The sequence below is a fragment of the Membranihabitans maritimus genome (genome assembly GCF_021729145.1).
GTDB classification, from domain to species: domain Bacteria; phylum Bacteroidota; class Bacteroidia; order Chitinophagales; family Saprospiraceae; genus Membranihabitans; species Membranihabitans maritimus.
Genome location: NZ_JAJSLW010000017.1, coordinates 1 through 17572, shown reverse-complemented (window position 1 = coordinate 17572; position 17572 = coordinate 1). Strand labels below are relative to the sequence as shown.

General features: G+C 38.6%; 17 protein-coding genes. 3 read left to right on the top strand and 14 right to left on the bottom strand.

The genetic code is table 11. From position 1 onward, the window contains the following. Window positions 1-46: 46 nt before the first annotated feature. From LVD47_RS17815 to LVD47_RS17795, 5 genes are all read right to left on the bottom strand, one after another. Window positions 47-349, bottom strand: a complete 303-nt coding sequence (locus tag LVD47_RS17815; protein ID WP_236979341.1) for an STAS-like domain-containing protein — start codon at window positions 347-349, stop codon at window positions 47-49. A gap of 45 nt (window positions 350-394) precedes the next feature. Further along, window positions 395-1264 (bottom strand): ATP-binding protein, encoded by an 870-nt coding sequence (locus LVD47_RS17810; RefSeq protein ID WP_236979340.1) that lies wholly within the window; start codon window positions 1262-1264, stop codon window positions 395-397. A 319-nt stretch (window positions 1265-1583) separates the two neighbouring features. Next, a complete protein-coding gene (locus LVD47_RS17805) occupies window positions 1584-2798 on the bottom strand; it encodes a LamG-like jellyroll fold domain-containing protein (RefSeq protein ID WP_236979339.1) in 1215 nt (404 codons plus the stop codon). Window positions 2799-2812: 14 nt separating this feature from the next. Next, the gene (locus LVD47_RS17800) at window positions 2813-3133 is read right to left on the bottom strand and encodes a YbaB/EbfC family nucleoid-associated protein (protein WP_236979338.1); all 321 of its coding nucleotides are present in this window, start codon (window positions 3131-3133) and stop codon (window positions 2813-2815) included. 45 nt (window positions 3134-3178) lie between these two features. Then, window positions 3179-4111 (bottom strand): calcium/sodium antiporter, encoded by a 933-nt coding sequence (locus tag LVD47_RS17795; RefSeq protein ID WP_236979337.1) that lies wholly within the window; start codon window positions 4109-4111, stop codon window positions 3179-3181. Between the two features lie 116 nt (window positions 4112-4227). On the opposite strand from LVD47_RS17795, the gene tatC reads away from it, so the two are divergent. Both tatC and LVD47_RS17785 read left to right on the top strand, forming a co-directional pair. After that, window positions 4228-5079, top strand: coding sequence for a twin-arginine translocase subunit TatC (tatC, locus tag LVD47_RS17790; RefSeq protein WP_236979336.1), 852 nt, complete (start codon window positions 4228-4230; stop codon window positions 5077-5079). Further along, entirely contained in the window at window positions 5057-5524 is a 468-nt protein-coding gene (locus LVD47_RS17785) for a hypothetical protein (protein ID WP_236979335.1), read from the top strand. The genes tatC and LVD47_RS17785 overlap by 23 nt, the downstream gene beginning before the upstream one ends. A 42-nt stretch (window positions 5525-5566) precedes the next feature. Here LVD47_RS17785 and LVD47_RS17780 read toward each other — a convergent pair whose 3' ends face one another. The 3 genes from LVD47_RS17780 to LVD47_RS17770 all read right to left on the bottom strand — a co-directional run bounded on the left by LVD47_RS17780 (window position 5567) and on the right by LVD47_RS17770 (window position 10891). Next, window positions 5567-6313, bottom strand: coding sequence for a LytR/AlgR family response regulator transcription factor (locus LVD47_RS17780; protein ID WP_236979334.1), 747 nt, complete (start codon window positions 6311-6313; stop codon window positions 5567-5569). A 773-nt stretch (window positions 6314-7086) separates the two neighbouring features. After that, window positions 7087-7455, bottom strand: coding sequence for a four helix bundle protein (locus LVD47_RS17775; RefSeq protein WP_236979332.1), 369 nt, complete (start codon window positions 7453-7455; stop codon window positions 7087-7089). Between the two features lie 448 nt (window positions 7456-7903). Next, window positions 7904-10891 (bottom strand): ligand-binding sensor domain-containing protein, encoded by a 2988-nt coding sequence (locus tag LVD47_RS17770; RefSeq protein ID WP_236979330.1) that lies wholly within the window; start codon window positions 10889-10891, stop codon window positions 7904-7906. Between the two features lie 152 nt (window positions 10892-11043). Here LVD47_RS17770 and LVD47_RS17765 point away from each other — a divergent pair, with 152 nt between their 5' ends. Then, window positions 11044-11430, top strand: coding sequence for a hypothetical protein (locus LVD47_RS17765; protein ID WP_236979328.1), 387 nt, complete (start codon window positions 11044-11046; stop codon window positions 11428-11430). Window positions 11431-11541: 111 nt separating this feature from the next. Here the strand turns inward: LVD47_RS17765 and LVD47_RS17760 are convergent, their stop codons facing one another. The 6 genes from LVD47_RS17760 to LVD47_RS17735 form a co-directional block, all read right to left on the bottom strand. After that, the gene (locus tag LVD47_RS17760) at window positions 11542-12042 is read right to left on the bottom strand and encodes a hypothetical protein (RefSeq protein ID WP_236979326.1); all 501 of its coding nucleotides are present in this window, start codon (window positions 12040-12042) and stop codon (window positions 11542-11544) included. Window positions 12043-12079: 37 nt separating this feature from the next. Next, window positions 12080-12418, bottom strand: coding sequence for a hypothetical protein (locus LVD47_RS17755; RefSeq protein ID WP_236979324.1), 339 nt, complete (start codon window positions 12416-12418; stop codon window positions 12080-12082). A 119-nt stretch (window positions 12419-12537) separates the two neighbouring features. Next, window positions 12538-12888 carry a hypothetical protein gene (locus LVD47_RS17750; RefSeq protein WP_236979322.1) on the bottom strand — a complete coding sequence of 117 codons (351 nt, stop codon included), beginning with the start codon at window positions 12886-12888 and terminating at the stop codon, window positions 12538-12540. A 951-nt stretch (window positions 12889-13839) separates the two neighbouring features. Continuing rightward, window positions 13840-14226 carry a hypothetical protein gene (locus LVD47_RS17745; RefSeq protein WP_236979320.1) on the bottom strand — a complete coding sequence of 129 codons (387 nt, stop codon included), beginning with the start codon at window positions 14224-14226 and terminating at the stop codon, window positions 13840-13842. A gap of 197 nt (window positions 14227-14423) precedes the next feature. Further along, on the bottom strand, window positions 14424-15188 hold the full coding sequence (locus tag LVD47_RS17740; protein ID WP_236979319.1) for a DUF3800 domain-containing protein: 765 nt from the start codon (window positions 15186-15188) through the stop codon (window positions 14424-14426). A 669-nt stretch (window positions 15189-15857) separates the two neighbouring features. Continuing rightward, window positions 15858-17342, bottom strand: a complete 1485-nt coding sequence (locus LVD47_RS17735) for a DUF8451 domain-containing protein (RefSeq protein WP_236979318.1) — start codon at window positions 17340-17342, stop codon at window positions 15858-15860. Between the last annotated feature and the right edge of the window lie 230 nt (window positions 17343-17572).

The window sequence follows — 17572 nt, the reverse complement described above, 5'->3', positions numbered from 1 at the left end:
AAGCGTACAAAACCTATACCAAAATTAACAAAAAGGTTCCTAAGAATTAAGCTTTGGACTGCTGTACAATATGCTCTTTGAAAGTAAAAGCTATTGTCTTTTTTATACGTGGTGGAGTATTAACAAATGTGGTTTTTTGTTTTAACTCATTTATACTCCATTTATTCAAGAGCTTAGCAAAACATTCATCAGCAAAAGAATGCGAAATAAAACGAACCCCTTCGAAATCAAATATGATAATTTCCTCTCCCTTTAGCATTGGTTCTACCTGATGTCGAATTTTAGCTCCCAATACTCGCGTACCCAAACTTTCTCCTATATTTTTAAATTGCAGTAACATAGTTTTCATGCTTATAATGTGTTAACTATTTAAGTATTCAAAAAGTTCTTTTATTTACCAAAGACTATCAAGTTCATCAAGAAATTCTTCCTTAAAATCCAGAAAATTATTTCGTTGATCCGATCTATCAAAAATAAGTTCATAAGACACAGGCATATTAGTATTCAACCTCAAAAACACATAGGTCCCTTTCCAGTAAGCAGTCTCATATATAACTTCTTCGGAAGAGCACTGCAATTGATAGTTCCCTGAATGGATAATTAATTCCCCTTTATTTTCACGTATCAATGCAGCCGTAGCCCATAATCCAAATCCTTTACCTGCGCTATTTGAAATCCCTTTTTTTATACAACTACCTACAGCTTGAGCTTCATTCAAATGCTGATATTTACTATCGGGATGCTGAGTTAAAGAGCTATGGATGCCAATACCATTATCCGCAATCATAATACGCACTTCATTAATAGCAGGAAAATATTGACAACACAAATAACCATACCCGTTACCATATTTATATTCAGGACCAGCATGATTCAATGTATTATCTATCACCTCCCAAAGGCAATAGTCCAAAACGATCAACATATCTTCATTTACTCCATTAGATATTAAGATTTGCACTATTTCCCTTTGTAGTTGGAGTGCATTGTTTTCATCAAACTTTTTGATTTCAGTAAATCGTCCTATTGGGTTTTTCCTTGAAAAATCTTCTATATATGGAACTCGTAGATGTTTGAAAAAATTTAAACGACTAGCATAATTTACACTCTTTGAAAAGTGATTAAATTCTATAAAGTTTATCTGAACATCCACTCCTTCATTTCTCAAATTATTAATTGCCGTGACCAATAATAAAAGCTGATCGGACCACAAATATTGAGTGTTTGAATTAACGTGAGCTCGACCATTAATTAATTCTGTCATTATTTTTGCTGAAAATGCAAAAATCAATGCCAGAATCGAAGATTTAACTAGTTTTTCACCCTGGGTTGGCACCCAGGGTTAGCAATATTTCGCCCCTTCAGGGCTCTTATCTTCTGTGTCGAACTCACGTTAAATTAATATGGATATTAACAAGGCATTTCTGCTTTATCGTATATAAATGGAGCTAATGCAAATACCAAATCTTGATGATTATTAATGGAATTGAAATCAATTTTTATTTGAATCTCTTCCATTCTTTATACTTTTAGTTTATAACCATCATTGTCTTTTCCCCGACACCAATTACATCCCCATATCTTCAATTCAACAACAAAACCTCCCCGGTATTGACTTCTACATTACCAGAACACTCAAATCGAATTTTATACAAGAATACCCCCGGGTTCATTACTTCCCCCTGAAAAGTGCCATCCCAGGCCCCTTGCGGGTCTTCGGTATAAAAAACCCTGTTATTCCATTTATCGTAAATTTCAAAGGAAATTAAATGATCTACCGAAGCGGGGACAGTAATAAAATATTGATCATTCAGCCCATCCTGATTAGGGGTAAATGCCCGCGGCATCGGGATATTACCACAGTCAATCTCATCACTATTGACCACCCTTACCTCCATACTGTCAATCACGCTGCAATCAGAATAGTCAAATTCTATTTCCAGGGTAGTAGTTTCATCAACATCCACGAGGGTTTCAATATCACCGGGCAAACTGACTGCAGATGAGGGCAACCAATTTACCTGGGAAGCACATGTATGCGCTACCTGGGGCATAAAAACATCTCCCATAGCAATTACTGTATCTTTGGATATCAATTCATCCACCGGGATTCGCAATCGTTCTATTTGCAAAGGATTCAAAGGATGGTTATACACCCGCAATTCATCAATATACCCCCGGAAAGGTTCATCCAAAGAGGAGGAACATCCCCCCATACCTAAAGTAAGAGGCGTACTATTTTCAATATTGACATTTCGCAACCCATTGTCATCCTGTGCTATCAATTCTCCATTTTCATACACCCGCAATACAGTACCGCTTCGAACAATGACCAGGTGAGTCCAACAAGTACGTCGATTAAGCCTCGCATTAATAGAATTCTGTTCACCCTCTACACCTGTCAGCTGAACAGCTACCCCGCCATTCCCGTACCTGACCATAATCCCGGTTTGATCACTACAGTTGGCGACCTTGGATAGTAAGACCGTATTGGGAGAAGAAGAAACGGGCCGGAAATAAAAGCTAATTGTGAAATTATTTGCCCGAAAATACTCATTCACATTCCCATTAAACAATATCCGGTCATCCTGGCCGTCGAAGAAGAGAGATTGGCCATCAACACCACACCTGCATTCGGTGCCTGTCAGGGTTCCAGTAGAATTATTTCCGCTATCATCAGTTCCATCACAATTATCAAATGTGTAATAGGCCTTTAGATATTGGTCGGATTCCAATTGCCCAAAAACCTGGATACCAAATAGTGTCGTAAAAAATACTATCCCTATAGATCGGATCATATTCTATTGCTGCATTATTTACCAAAGAGATTCCCTAATCCCCCGAGTCCCGGAGGCATTATTTCACTGATTAATTTTTCTGATTCATTCCTTTCAGCTTCGGATGCCATGGAAATGACATCATTGACCGCCGTTACCAACAAATCCTGTAGCTGCTCATTGTCATTTACATCAATCTTTTCACTGTCAATCAGGATATCTAATATCTCCCTTTTGGCATTGGCCTTTACTATAATGGCCCCATCCATAACAGAACTTTCCAATTGGATACTTTCCAACTTTTTTTTCAACTCTTCCTGCCTTTCTTCAAGGTTGCCAAAAATATTTCCTAGCATAGCATTTGTATTTAATAGGATTTAACTAAATTATACATCAAATTATTATATGATGTTGGTAGACATTTTATAAATAAAAAATACATAGAGTAATAATAATACCAGGCCTTCATATCTATTCACCCTGCCACTAATACATATTAATGCAAATAGCAATGTAACAGCGATCATAAATGGCACCGCAAAAGTATTCGTAGAAGCCGGAATATCTAATGCTGTAAAAAGTGCAGGTATACCCAGTACGGCATACGAATTGAATATATTTGAACCTAATACATTGCCTATAGCCATGCCGGCTTTTCCTTTTCTCGCTGCCGTTACACTTACCACGACTTCAGGCAGTGAAGTTCCTAAAGCGAGAACGGTAAAGGCCAATACTTCACTTCCAATTCCCAAATTGCCGGAAATTCCCTGAAGCCCATCCACCGTATAGACTGATCCCATATATACCAATACCCCACCGACGATTAGCATCAGGTAATCCCTAATACCAGCATTGACTTCTTCGTCCGGTTCGAATTTATCAGCTTTTACCGAATTAATAATAAAACCTATTAATGCAGCAAGGAAAATCAGCGCCTCAAACTTGGAAAAAGTATGATCCTCTACGGCAAAATATATAAAGATGGCTGACCCCATCAACAAAGGCATATCGACATCCATGATATTATATTCCAACGGGACGACATTCCCGATAAGTGCCACTATTCCAAGAACAAGGAGAATATTAGTTACATTGGATCCGACTACATTTCCTATCACGATTTCTGACTCTCCGGAGTTAACGGCGGCTATCGAAGAGGCTAATTCCGGCAGCGAAGTACCCATAGCCACTATGGTCACCCCAATCACAAAAGAATTAATTCCCAACGACAAACCTATCTTCTCCGCAGAATCAACAAACCAATCCGACCCCTTGATCAAAACCGCAAGGCTGACAGTAAATACCAAAAAATTTATTAAAAGTCCAGATTCCATATTACCAAATAATTCGTTAAAGATGACTTTTACTTTTTGCAAGTGCAAAGATATCTATCTTTTTTCCATCTAATTGACTAATTTTGCTTTTCAATTATAATATATGATATTGCACCATGCCACTTGACCAAATAGATGTAGACAAAATAGATCTTGATCCGAAGAAGAATGACAAGAAGGAAATGTCCTTCCTGGATCATTTAGAAGAACTGAGATGGCACCTAGTCAGGTCCTTGCTAAGTATCCTGGTAATCGCCATTGTGGTTTTTGTAATGAAATCTTTTGTATTCCAGAATATAATTTTTGCTCCGAAAGAACCTTCTTTCCTGACATACAGGATCTTTTGCTCACTAAGCGAAGTATTATGCCTCACCCCACCGGAATTCCAGGTTCAGGCGTTTAAAATAGAAGAACAATTCGTTACCCACCTAAAAGTGAGTATCGTTCTTGGCTTTATTGTCGCTTTTCCCTACGTGTTTTACGAAATTTGGAATTTTGTCAAACCCGGACTTTATGACAAGGAAATAAAAGCAGCGAGGGGGATCGTAGCCGTCTGTTCCATACTATTTCTCTCAGGGGTCCTTTTTGGATATTATATTATCACCCCATTCGCACTGACTTTTTTAACCAACTACAATTTGGCGGACACGGTCGCCCAACCGACTTTGACCTCCTATGTCAATAATCTGACAATGTATACACTCCCTACGGGATTATTATTTGAATTACCCATAGTGATGTTTATGCTGGCAAAAATCGGTTTGATTACCGCAGGAGACTTAAGAACATACCGGAAGGTTGCATTCGTAGTGATTTTAGTTGTTTCTGCTATTATTACTCCTCCCGACATTATGACCATGCTTATGATTACATTCCCATTGTATATGTTGTATGAAATGAGTATATATATCGTGGCAAGGGTAGAGAAAAAGCAAAAAATCAAAGATGAAGTATCCGAAACGAATTAGTTCCTCGATAACGTTACTCCTTAAACTTTTTGTACCTATTTTCTGGGTTGTATTCTTCGGATCCTTTGCGATTGGTTTGATATTTTTCACCCCGGAGAACATGGCTATCTTTCGCACAACCCCATTTAAATGGGGAATGTCTATTTTCTTCATTACGGGGATAGTTTTCCTATATTTCACCTTCTTTCAACTAAAAAGAGTGGAAATAGACCCTGACTTCATTTATGTAACGGACTATTTCAAAAACTATCGATATCCCTTTCACAATATCCAATCGATCAAAGAAGTAAACCTCTTTTTGTTTTATTTGTGCACCATTCGTTTTAAGGAAAAAGGGAGCTTTGGCCGAAAAATACATTTCCTGGAAAGTAGGATAAAATTCAAGGATGCACTCGAAAAAATTGTAGACTTTAAAATCGTCTATGAGAATAGTAAATTGGAATAAGCGGAAGGCCACTTCCAGATCTGTGCGGCCTGTAATGTAAAACTACCAACCCTGGTTGATTATATTTAAAAACTCCTTTTTCTTCCTACGTGATAAGGGAACAAAGTTTTTATTTTGCAGCTCTATCTGTCCACCATCCCCCCGGAGATATCTTCTAATGTAATGTAAATTAATGATATGAGAATGATGCGTCCGATAAAAATTCTCAGAGGGTAACAAATCTTCAAAGTCTTTCAATGTCCTGCTCGCCAGCAATTTAGGATAGTCCTCAAAATAAATCATTGTATAATTGCTTTGGGCTTCCAAATGGATAATTTCCAGGGTATTAAAAAACAACAGACCTTCCTGGGTAGGAATAGCTATTTTCCCCAGGGTCGGACGGTTTTGCAGATTTTTGTGAAGCGCATCCAGCTTTTGATTTGTAACATGTCTTGATTGACTATTCACCCTTTCTACAGCAGACTTTAATTCTTCGATATCTACAGGTTTCAACAAGTAATCAAATGCCGAATATTTAATGGCTTTGATAGCATAATGGTCATAAGCCGTAGTAAAAATAAGATGGAAATCCATTTCTTGAAGCGCCTGTATCATTTCAAATCCATCCATTCCCGGCATTTCAATATCCAAAAAAACGACGTCGGGATGATATTCATTAATAATTTCCACCCCTTCAAACCCATCAGATGCCTCCCCTACAATTTTTACCCCCTTACAATAATTCCTAATTTTCTCCCGAAGTGCTAATCGGCCCTTTTGTTCATCATCAATTATTACTGCTGTTGTCATAGTTTTTTAGTCTGGTAGTTTATTAGTCTATTAGTCTGGTAGTTTATTAGTCTTTTAGTCTGGTAGTTTATTAGTCTATTAGTTTGGTAGTTCTTTAGTCTGGTAGTCTGGTAGTTCTTTAGTCCTTTAGTCTGGTAGTCCTTTAGTTTATTAGTCCCTTAGTCTGTTAGTCACTTAGTCTGGTAGTCCTTTAGTTTTTTAGTTTGGTAGTTTATTAGTCTATTAGTCTGTTAGTTCTTTAGTCTGGTAGTCCTTTAGTTTTTTAGTTTGGTAGTTTATTAGTCTGTTAGTTCGGTAGTTTTTTAGTTTGGTAGTTTATTAGTCTATTAGTCTGTTAGTTCTTTAGTCTGGTAGTTTATTAGTCTGGTAGTTTATTAGTCTGTTAGTCACTTAGTCTGGTAGTCCTTTAGTCTTCTAGTTCTTTAGTTTATTAGTTTGGTAGTTATTTAGTTTAATAAAAATTTATCTAAAATCAAACCGCTCAATTACCTAACTAACTTACTACCCGACTAACCTACTACCCTACTAACCTACTATCCTACTATCCTACTACCTAACTACCCGACTATCCTACTACCCTACTATCCGACTCCCCAACTATCCTACTATCCAACTACCCGACTAACCTACTATCCGACTCCCCAACTATCCTACTATCCTATTACCCAACTAACCTACTATCCGACTCCCCAACTATCCTACTATCCTATTACCCAACTAACCTACTATCCTACTACCCTACTACCCTACTACCCTACTACCCTACTATCTAATCATTTTCCCTTCAAATAATTCTTATACGAAGTTATCATTTTACAAAGTTCGACGATCAAAGCTCTATTCTCTTCATCCACTTCAGCTGAAATATATCCTCTGCGCCTTGATTTAGTACTACAAACAACACACTCATGAGCACTATCCCAGGCAATTTGCAAATATCGGTTAAAGCTCGCATCGGAACCGGCTGACCCTTCAGCAATATTATTCGCAATGGAATCCGCAGCCCTTATAAATTGCGACGACAACCCGTATCTTTCTTGCCGGGGAAAAGAGCTAATTTGTTTATTCACTTTATCCGCAAAAGCAAGTGCCTTCTGATACATTTGTAAATCTTCAAATTTAAAATGATACTTACTCTTCATAATTGTTTTTTAGTTTGGTAGTTTATTAGTCTGGTAGTCTGGTAGTTCTTTAGTCTGGTAGTTTATTAGTCTATTAGTCTGGTAGTCTTTTAGTCTGGTAGTTCTTTAGTCTGTTAGTTTATTAGTCTGTTAGTTCGGTAGTTTTTTAGTTTGGTAGTTTTTTAGTCTGGTAGTCCTTTAGTCTGTTAGTTTATTAGTCTGTTAGTTTATTAGTCTGTTAGTTTATTAGTCTGTTAGTCCTTTAGTCTGGTAGTTTTTTAGTCTGGTAGTCTGGTAGTTCTTTAGTTTGGTAGTTCTTTAGTTTAATAAAAATTAATCAAAAATCAAACCGCTCAATTACCCAACTACCCTACTACCCTACTATCCAACTACCCTACTACCCTACTATCCAACTACCCTACTACCCTACTATCCAACTACCCAACTATCCTACTACCTAACTATCCGACTATTTCAAATCCAGTAATACCTCTACCCGGGTACCCGAAGCTTCCCCGTCTTCCATTAAATCCGTGATCACTACCGATGCATTCTCTTCCCCATTAAAGTACTTAACCCGATCGCTGCTCATTTTCATGCCATAGGACGTTTTATTCTTTGAGACTCCATTCTTTATACCATTCCTACCTACACCATTATCTTCAATTATATATTTAATTCTATCGCTCAATTTTTTGGCTGTAATTCTCAATACCCCGTCATGGCCGTGTTTGTATTTTAACCCGTGGAGTATAGCATTTTCCACATATGGCTGTATTAATAAAGGCGGGACTTTGAAATCATCTTGCAACAGGATTTTATCCGCATAAAGGATAGTTGTAAATTTATTCTCATTGCGAAGCTCTTCCAATTCCAAATATAGCTTTAGCGTCTCGAAATCCCTGGAAAATGTCACCGTATCCTGTTTGGAGCTGTCGAGAACATTTCTCAACAACTTGGCAAACTTATTCAGGTACATCGTTGCCTGGTATTTGTCATTACTTTGAATAAAGGCGTCAATACTATTAAGACAATTAAAAATAAAATGAGGGTTCATTTGGGCCCGTAAAGCCATCATCTCCGTTTCATATATTCTTTGCTTTAGTTCTGCCTTATTCCTAATACTGGTAATCCTTCGCTTGATGAGCAGATAAATCAAAAATCCGGATACCAACATTAATAGTAATAAAAACCACCAGCTTTCCCACCAGGGTGGAAGAATTACAAACTCAAATTGGGCCATATTCGACGACCATACACCGTCGCTATTCGCTGATTTCACCTGAAATGTATAACTACCCGGAGGAATACTATTAAAGCTTGCAAAGTGGTCATTTCCATTATCCACCCATTTTTCAGACAATCCACTGATACGGTATTTGTATACATTACGCTCCTGGTTGGAAAAATTGTTTGCGGTAAATTCAAAAACAAAATAATTTTCCCAATGCGGGAAAGACATGGGGTCTCCATTCGACGGGACCCTGGACTTATCATTTACCCGAACACCCGTAATTATCGGGTCCGGACTAAATGTATTATCCAGTATTTCTGAAGGATTGAATATGGTAATGCCACCCACTCCCCCAAATACAAGGGTGCCATCCTCCTCTGCCAGGGTACACGCCGTATTATACTCCAGGAACTGTAGGCCATTTCCAAGGTTATAAATCTGTATTCCATAATCTCCGGGAGATATTCTAACCAGGCCAAAATTGGTGCCTACCCAAAAATCACCTGTGTTTCCTTTCCGGATACTGTAACAAACGTTGGATCGGTTAATATCACCAAAAGAAATGTGCTTTACAATGGTATCCCGGATATAGTCATAAATCACAATGCCATTGTCAGTGGCAATCCAGAAATTACTTCCGTCTTTTAATAAGTAGCGGCTGTTGTTGGAAATATTTCTTACCTTTTCTATTACTTCATACACCTGCCTTTTATAATCCAACCGGATCAAACCACCCCCTTCCGTACAAATCCACACCATTCCATTTTCTCCTTCATATATATGTCGCCCTATGTAAGCTTTTTCCCCAAAGAAATCAGGAAGACATGGATACCAGGTTTGCTTTTCCAGAGAAAAAAACATAGTACCATTCTCCCCGGTAATTAATAGACTATCAGCATATTTCAATGGATGTAAAGCATATAGGTTTTGTGTAGCCGGATGGTCTTCCTCTACATATTTTTTAAAAACTCCCGTTCCCAGATCAAAATGGATAAGCCCGCCCCAGCTGGCTATCCAGAGCGAATTCATAGTACCATCCACTATATCATACACCGTATTTTCAGGAACACCCGGATCAGCAAAAAAAGGATATTCATAAAAAGTCCTGTCTTCAAAATTCCATTGTATTAATCCTTTATTCTGAGTACCGATATAATGTTGGCCGGTAGCACTTTCAAACACTTCAAAAACCATATTTCCAGGTAGCGAAGTAGGATGTAAAGGATCGTTTTTCAGATTCTCGAATTGGTATTTTAACGGATCATATTTTGATATACCTCCCCCGCTGAGTCCACACCAAATAATACCCTGCCGATCCTTAAAAATTGACAAAATAAAATCTTTACCAAGAGACCTGGTATCAAACTTGCTATACCTTGCCTCCCATATTCTTTTATCATCGGGATTAAAAACAATAATTCCATTCCCTCTTGTACCGATCCACAGATTGCCGTTCCTGTCTGCCTGGAATGTTCCAATTCCCCCCACACTCGCAGGTTCAAACCTTTTTACCGTACCTTCCCTTCCAAAGCCTTCCATATAGAAACATCCCTTTGTATAGGTACCTATCCACAGGCGGTCGCGAAAGGAGTACAGTTCTTTAATTTCAGAAAAATTCACCCCTGTATTGAGGACTTCGATTTCAAAACCGTCTGGTTTGGGCATCAGCCAATACAAACGATCACCTACGGAAGTCACGATTTCACCCTGGTGTACGGCAAACCCGTTTACCTGGGTACGTACGCCTGGTCCTGTGAATAAACGGGAAATCGCCTTTGTTGCCAGGTTCACATATATCAATCCGCTATTCTGTGTTACAACCCAAAATTCATCGCTTCCTGATTGGTATATTTTCCTGATGGGTAAACTTTCCAACCCGGATGCAAATGGGAATAATTTGGAAATTGGCACTATAGAATCTATATCTTGTCGATAAAGGCTTAGCCCCCGGACCGTCCCTATCCACATAACCTTTCTATCCGGATCAAAATGCAGGCTTGATATATGGTTCGAAGGCAATGATCCGCCTTTTTCCCCACCCGGGAGGTATACCTGAAACTCCTTGCCATCATACCGGTTGAGCCCGTCCTGGGTTGCAAACCACATAAAGCCATTAGCATCTTGCGAAATAGCGTAACAGGAATTTTGTGACAATCCTTCATGCGAGCTGTAATTGTCAAAATATAAATTCTGATTCTGGGTCCACAGCTGCTGTGAAGCCATGAGTATCAAAAAAAATGAAAAAATATGTAAAGGGGCCTTCTTCAAGTTTTTCCTTTAAAATACTATAATTTTTTCTGTATGCATTTCATCATCCTTGAATAAGCATGAATACGATTCGGATGATTTTCAAGTAATATAAAATATAGTATGGGATGCAGCCTAAATTTGAAAGGGATTTTTCTAAAAGTGAGGCAAAAACCGTAGTCATAGCGGAGCTAAAGCAAGGTCTTTTACCGAAGCTACCGCTGAAAAGACTTACCATTTACCTACCATTGTATAATCTAATTGGTAGTAAGATGGATATCCGGCCAAATGAAAACAAGAAGGCTACCAGCAATAATAAAATTTTTCCCCGCGGCCGAAAGATGACATTATTTTCTTCAGTTTCAGGGCATCAATTCTGGGTAAAAATACGTGAAAATAAAAATCATCCTTCCCGGGGAAAAGTTCATGGTATGTATGTTCTCTTGTTAGTATTGGATACACTCAGGTATTTTTTTCGCCAGCGGAGTGTCCACTCCTTTGTTTTACCCCCATAGTGATAGCGCATAAAGGTCCATTTACAGATGGAATTCGCCTTGATTTCATCAAAATTATGGTTTGCTTTTCACCTATGGTTCAAGGGAGCCCTTACTTGTTAACCCATCATATTAAAGTTTCAGGCAAACCCCTGCTTTCAACCAGCCATAACTGTTTCCCAATTCTGCGCTCACGCCAAAGTTTTCCGAAAAGTAATATCGACCTCCAATATGAAACCCCGGATAAATTCCGCTTCCTATCCCAAATGAAAACCCGGAATAGCTAAAATGCCTGTAATACAAACTCAGTCCGGCATAAAGGTCGATTTGCTCATTTTCTATGTTCAATAATTCATTAAAATGATAATACCCTTTGGGCCCTACATAAATCGCTGTCAGACCACCACCGGATACAAAACCAATCTCTCCGCCTACTCCAATGGCGTCGGTGATTCCAAATTCAACCCCACCTCCCAACGGCAGGCCAAGGCCCCCGGCAAACGTAAAAGTTGATCCCAATCCTATCCCGGCATTGATTATCACATCCCCTTTTTGAAAGGATTGAGCATGAACATTTTCTGAAACGCCCAGGGTTAAAAAGAAAGCAAATAAAACAAGTAAAAAATTTCTCATTTTTAATAATTATTATGGGTGATTTTAATTCAAGATTTTATTGGCACAATTGATCTATTTCCATTTTGGCATCTCGGACAGACTGTTCATACCCCTCTCTTAGTGGACCGACGACACATGCGGTAATGGCATTCAAAGCATTGAGATAATCCGTATAGGAATTTTTATAATTAAGGCAGTTCGAAGGACTAGGGTCGGTACTATACGCGGTACTGGCTTCGATCAAATCATTATACTCTTCCGATACCAGGTTGGTCCAGCTCAATCCATCGCCACAATTACCCGGTAATCCGGATGAATCTTCTTTTTTACACGCCAGGCCCAGGAGTATAATCAGCCCCAGGGCCGACAAAAGGGTAAATATATTCTTTCGCATTTTTAGACATTTTAAATTATAAACTTTTACAATATCCGGAATCAGGGAGGGTTTTGCATGGGACTTTTAGTAAGTGGTAGGGATGAATGTGTAAATGGTAGCATAAAAAGATATTTTCTTTACAAGCCTTTCAACCATTTATTGTATGCACTGCCCAAAAGCGGTAAAGGCTTTTCTTTTCCGAGAAAGGCATTGACCAGTCCTGTAAACCACATACATAATATAATTCCTCCACCGGTAATACAGAGTATCGGGGTCGACAGAGGTAATAACCCGATAAGGGTCAAAACAATGGCTGTGATGGTCAATCCTATTGCCTGCCTGATATGGTAGGTGGCAAATTTGGTCATACTATTATAATTAATAACAAACGCAATCATGAGCCCGATAATCGTGAGATAAGCTATCATAGCCACTATCCTTCCCGGAACTTCATTTCTCTTACCTGGAATGTTGCGGCTACCGTCCATAATCCAATTCATTTTCACCCTTACATTCAACGGGGAATTAATAAAATACGGGCTATCCTACTGCCCGCAGGAGAGCAATGTGCTCCCGTCCATCACCCGGGCCACCAGTACTACTACCCAGGAGAAGTATACACTGAAAATGACGATTATTTACAAAACAATGAGCCTGCGGCTGCCCCCATTGAGTAACCGGAAGAATTCATTAACCTGATAGAATGATAATGAAAGGCTGCTTTGTACGAATGAACTGGTACGCTAAAGTATATAGGGAAATATAGGGTTGTGAATGGCTTTTAAAATTGGAACTTATTCCGGAATTCGCAGGACTATATTCTCAAAGTCCTTAAAATGCATTTTTGAAAATTCTTAATTTGGCTATTATTATTCGTTGTATCTTTATTTATAAGATATCGTTCCCGAAAGCCCCTGAAACCATTCAAGCTTTCGGGTTTTGAATTTTATAAGGATATTACTTTACTCCTTCTCCCTATACCTAACGTGGGTTCGACGAATAATTGATTCTGTCATAATTTTTGCGAAAAAAGCAAAAAATCAATGCCAGAATCGACGATTCAACTTGTTTTCCACCCTGGGTTGGCACCCAGGGTTAGTAATATTTCGCCTCCCGACAATTTCATGTCGGGACAGGCTCTTCAGGGCTCTTATTCTCTCTGTCGAACTCAGGTTAAATTACGGAAGCCGGAATGTTGAAAACAAGTCAGCAAGCAAATAACTTCACTAGGACAAAGTGAATAAGCAGAATAATTGACATGAAATTGAGCCTCTTTCGCTACCAGTTGGTCAGTTTCAAGGCAAAAATCATCAACGATACAATAAATTTCAGTAATTTTATCGGGTGTGAGCATCTTTTATATATTTGGTTTGCTTACTTTAATATACGAAATATTGCTCACATATTTCTACATATCAATCATATAAATATTAATTATTTTAATATTTATTGCCCCAAAATCTCATCGAGCTCACGTTAAAATACGAATTATCCAGAAGATAATCAATATATGCTTGGACCTCATCAAAAGAATAGACAACTAATGGAGTCGGCAGTTCTGCGTGTTTTTCTTCTTCTGCAAAAGTTTTGAAGTGCTGGTATTGTCCCACCTGATTTTTGATATCGATATCGTAAACGGGCTTTCTTTTTTCATCCGGGTAAGTAGAAATTCGTAAATGATACATATCAACTTCCAATTTGGGGGCCATGAAAGTAGATAGCGGTTCTTGAAAGATCAGTTGCAAATAATTCGTGTCATTGGGATTGAACCTTTTGGTTTTGAGCGGATTTTCCACATCGCGAAAGAAGAAATCGTGCTTGCCCAATAAGAATGAACATTCATACTACGCTTAAGAAATGTAAAACTCAATTATTTATTTTGGGAGGCGATAATTTTTAAAAATGAACTATTCTAGATTGAATTTGATAATTCAAACAATTTTTCATATATTTATAATGAATCTGAAATAAAGCCAGTCTTTAAAGTAGGATTCCTCCGGTGGTTTCGGCCACCTTTTTTTATTTATATTTCAACGATACCTAAATCATTACTTCTGCTAACAGCCCTGGTGGTTACATTATTAAGTCGTTTGTAGAAGTTGTGTCCTCCTTTTTTCTTCATATAATTATTCGGTTCGTATTTTTGTCTAACACAATAGGCAATTACGTCATTCATTTGATGAATGAAGGAATGTTGAGAATCCCTAAATATTGGATCCTCTATAATATATTCGAGTTTAATATTTCTATAACCACCTGCATAGAATTGTTGAATATTGGGAATCGTATTGAAATGTCTCATTTTCCTAATTAGCTTTCTAAGTTTTTCTCCTTCGGTATTATCAGAAAGTATCATTCCTCTATCATCCGGGTTTTGCGGACCGGAAAAGTTATTATTCCTAATTGTGTTTTCAAATCGCATGACTAAAGTGTTCCAGGCTAATTCAAATATATCATCTGTTCTTCCTGCTTTGTTTATCACTACACTGTATACATTGAGATGTTGTTGACTATTAATCCAATCAATACATTTTTTAAGTATATCAAGCCTGTCATTCCGCTTAATTCTTTTTAAATCCCCCGGTTTATTTATAAATTCATTTGCATGAATTTCCTCTCTTAACTTTAGCCCTTTAGTATCTCTCAACATCCGTCTGAAATCAACCAGACCGCTTAAGGTGTTTTTCCATCTTAATTCATGTAAAACAATGGCCGAAAGTATGAAGTAACTGGTAGGACTATTATTTAGTCCAACATCTCCACTTTCATCCACATACATTAAGTACATTTTATAATACTTTTTTTTTAAAAATTTAAAACGGCCAATTTTGATTCTACAACAGCTCTCGGTTTTTTTGATGCAAAAATCTATAAAACCTTATGTCTTTATACCCTATTCCTGTGACTTATCTAATCAAGTTGGAATTTCGAAGAAAGCTATTTTCGATTATGGTTATACATCCAGGGTTCACAAATACACATCTTAATGTAAAAAATAAAATTCAAAAACTAACCTGTATTCAGAAATGTTTAAACAATATTATCTGAATACATGAAGTGATTATTCGCAATTAGTAGGATTATGCCAAATAGAATAGGGCGATTTTATAGGTGAGAAATAAAACTGTTATAACCTTCTCCTTAATTCATAGTGACTACTTTATTAATTTTTTTATCACCGGTCGAAAAGAACTTTTTCGAATATGAGAGGACCAGGATTTGCTGAATTTTAAAGTTAATAAGGAGGGGCAGGAAGAGGGAGCGGTTTGACAGCGTTTCAGTCATGTAACCTTACAGGATATCAACCCAGGGGGTCAACGGACCGGATTGTTATTAACACTCCTCTTTTTTTGGGGCGTAATCCTATTATCTTCCTTGTGATAGGGCATCTTTTTTTCCAAACTCCTCCTCCCCCGAGGCTTCGGCGGAGGTGTGCAAATCAGACCATGAATCCAGATTATTCCGTATTTTCTGTGAGTAATGGGTTGGCTGTATCTGTTGTATAATATTTCTGATTCGGACTCTTTGGCTTATCTGGTATGGTCATTGCCAGTAATCCGGTTTTTAGCATAGGGTTTATATATTTATTCCTGAATTTAGTTCTGTTACTCCAGTTCATTAATGACATAATTGCGGGTAAAGCTTGTGGTTCCATGCATAGTTTTAATATTTGCTTTACTTCGTCAATACTTAGTCCCAACTTAGTCCCGACTTGGTCCCAGCTTAGTCCCGACTTGGTCCTAATTTGCCTTCGACTTTTAAAATAAAAAGTAGCTTTGGTATAATCCTGCCCCTGGTCAAATTCAGGAGGAGAACCGGTGTATTTCTGCCAGCCGCTAATCATTTTGTCAAAACCGTATCCTGCATTTTCAGCCAATCTTACAACCCTGAAAAATTTGGCAATAATAGGGTTCCGGGGAAGGGAAATATCTTCTTCCAACAGTTTTGTTAGGGGTTTAGGCAAGGCGCCTGGATTGAAAAATTCGATCCGGTCATCAAATACCCGAACTCTTGGACAAGCTGCGCTGAAGTAGTCGCTGTGCATAAGCATGTTCACCAATGCTTCGCGCAATGCATCTAACTGCGGGTAATCTTCTGAGGCAAATCCTTCCTGGGTCAATTTGAATGGCAGGTCAAGGTGTCTGCGGAGCCGGTCAAATACGGCAAAGAAGTACTCCCACAGGTTTTCCTGCTCGTCTATCCGGTAGGTATATCGTGGTTTAGCGTTCGTATAACTCGTTCCGGGAATTTCAAGATAGTCCACCCGGAAACCTGTGATTTCTTTTTGTATGGCATCTTCCGTCCCCAGACAAAGCAGGCCCCCGTATGAAAGCGTTCCGTCCTCCTGTTGGCGGATTCGCAGCTTTTGTAGAAAGTCTTCTTTTTTCAGGCGGTTATACGAATGCGAAGGATGAAAGCGGGAAAGGTATTCCCGGTATTGTTCGTAGGATGATTCGTTAATATCTGCGATAGAAGTACCGGTTACATTCCTGGAAGTATGCGTACCAAAGGCCTGATCACGGTACATCGCGTCAATTTCTTCTTTGGTGGCTTTCTGGTCGCCGCTGGCGGTACGGATAAAGGTATTGGCCAGTGTGTTGTAGTAAACCGGCTTTTTGTCAGAAAGGGGAATGTAAAAAGCCAAAACGGTTCCTTCCGGAAAGTCGTACTTCTTGCATTCCGGTACGATCTTCACATTAAATTTGTCGCCTCTCAATGTGTTGGTAAAATCCTGCTCGATCTTTTCCGCATTCTTCACTCCAACGATCTCATAGTACTTTCCCACTTTTTTCACCCCAAAGACCAACCATCCTCCGGCAATATTGGAAAAACCACTTACGGTCGCCCATACATTTTTGGGTATTTGTGAACGGGCTTCTTTGACTTCAAAGTCCTCCCATTCCAAATTTGAAAGTCGGTCAATGAGTTGGTCTTTATCCATACCCCTCCAAATTAACGATAATACCGGAGTTATGAAAATGCCCTGCCGGATGCAAACGGACGCACTCCTTTAAAAGGGGGCAGTACCCCTTTGCCGACTACTTCCTTGCCCTGGCTCAGCAGCTCACAACTTCACAAACTATTAAGAGGGGGGCATCCTGGTGATCCCCAGAGTTCCCGGGGTCTGCCGAGATACATGCAGGCTGATAGTGCCTGTACAAGCTAGCCCGG

What these genes read in the sequence shown, in the direction of transcription:
- LVD47_RS17815 (WP_236979341.1), bottom strand. Translation starts at nt 349, where the DNA reads ATGAAAACTATGTTACTGCAATTTAAAAATATAGGAGAAAGTTTGGGT.
- LVD47_RS17810 (WP_236979340.1), bottom strand. Translation starts at nt 1,264, where the DNA reads ATGACAGAATTAATTAATGGTCGAGCTCACGTTAATTCAAACACTCAA.
- LVD47_RS17805 (WP_236979339.1), bottom strand. Translation starts at nt 2,798, where the DNA reads ATGATCCGATCTATAGGGATAGTATTTTTTACGACACTATTTGGTATC.
- LVD47_RS17800 (WP_236979338.1), bottom strand. Translation starts at nt 3,133, where the DNA reads ATGCTAGGAAATATTTTTGGCAACCTTGAAGAAAGGCAGGAAGAGTTG.
- LVD47_RS17795 (WP_236979337.1), bottom strand. Translation starts at nt 4,111, where the DNA reads ATGGAATCTGGACTTTTAATAAATTTTTTGGTATTTACTGTCAGCCTT.
- tatC (WP_236979336.1), top strand. Translation starts at nt 4,228, where the DNA reads ATGCCACTTGACCAAATAGATGTAGACAAAATAGATCTTGATCCGAAG.
- LVD47_RS17785 (WP_236979335.1), top strand. Translation starts at nt 5,057, where the DNA reads ATGAAGTATCCGAAACGAATTAGTTCCTCGATAACGTTACTCCTTAAA.
- LVD47_RS17780 (WP_236979334.1), bottom strand. Translation starts at nt 6,313, where the DNA reads ATGACAACAGCAGTAATAATTGATGATGAACAAAAGGGCCGATTAGCA.
- LVD47_RS17775 (WP_236979332.1), bottom strand. Translation starts at nt 7,455, where the DNA reads ATGAAGAGTAAGTATCATTTTAAATTTGAAGATTTACAAATGTATCAG.
- LVD47_RS17770 (WP_236979330.1), bottom strand. Translation starts at nt 10,891, where the DNA reads ATGGCTTCACAGCAGCTGTGGACCCAGAATCAGAATTTATATTTTGAC.
- LVD47_RS17765 (WP_236979328.1), top strand. Translation starts at nt 11,044, where the DNA reads ATGCAGCCTAAATTTGAAAGGGATTTTTCTAAAAGTGAGGCAAAAACC.
- LVD47_RS17760 (WP_236979326.1), bottom strand. Translation starts at nt 12,042, where the DNA reads ATGAGAAATTTTTTACTTGTTTTATTTGCTTTCTTTTTAACCCTGGGC.
- LVD47_RS17755 (WP_236979324.1), bottom strand. Translation starts at nt 12,418, where the DNA reads ATGCGAAAGAATATATTTACCCTTTTGTCGGCCCTGGGGCTGATTATA.
- LVD47_RS17750 (WP_236979322.1), bottom strand. Translation starts at nt 12,888, where the DNA reads ATGGACGGTAGCCGCAACATTCCAGGTAAGAGAAATGAAGTTCCGGGA.
- LVD47_RS17740 (WP_236979319.1), bottom strand. Translation starts at nt 15,188, where the DNA reads ATGTACTTAATGTATGTGGATGAAAGTGGAGATGTTGGACTAAATAAT.
- LVD47_RS17735 (WP_236979318.1), bottom strand. Translation starts at nt 17,342, where the DNA reads ATGGATAAAGACCAACTCATTGACCGACTTTCAAATTTGGAATGGGAG.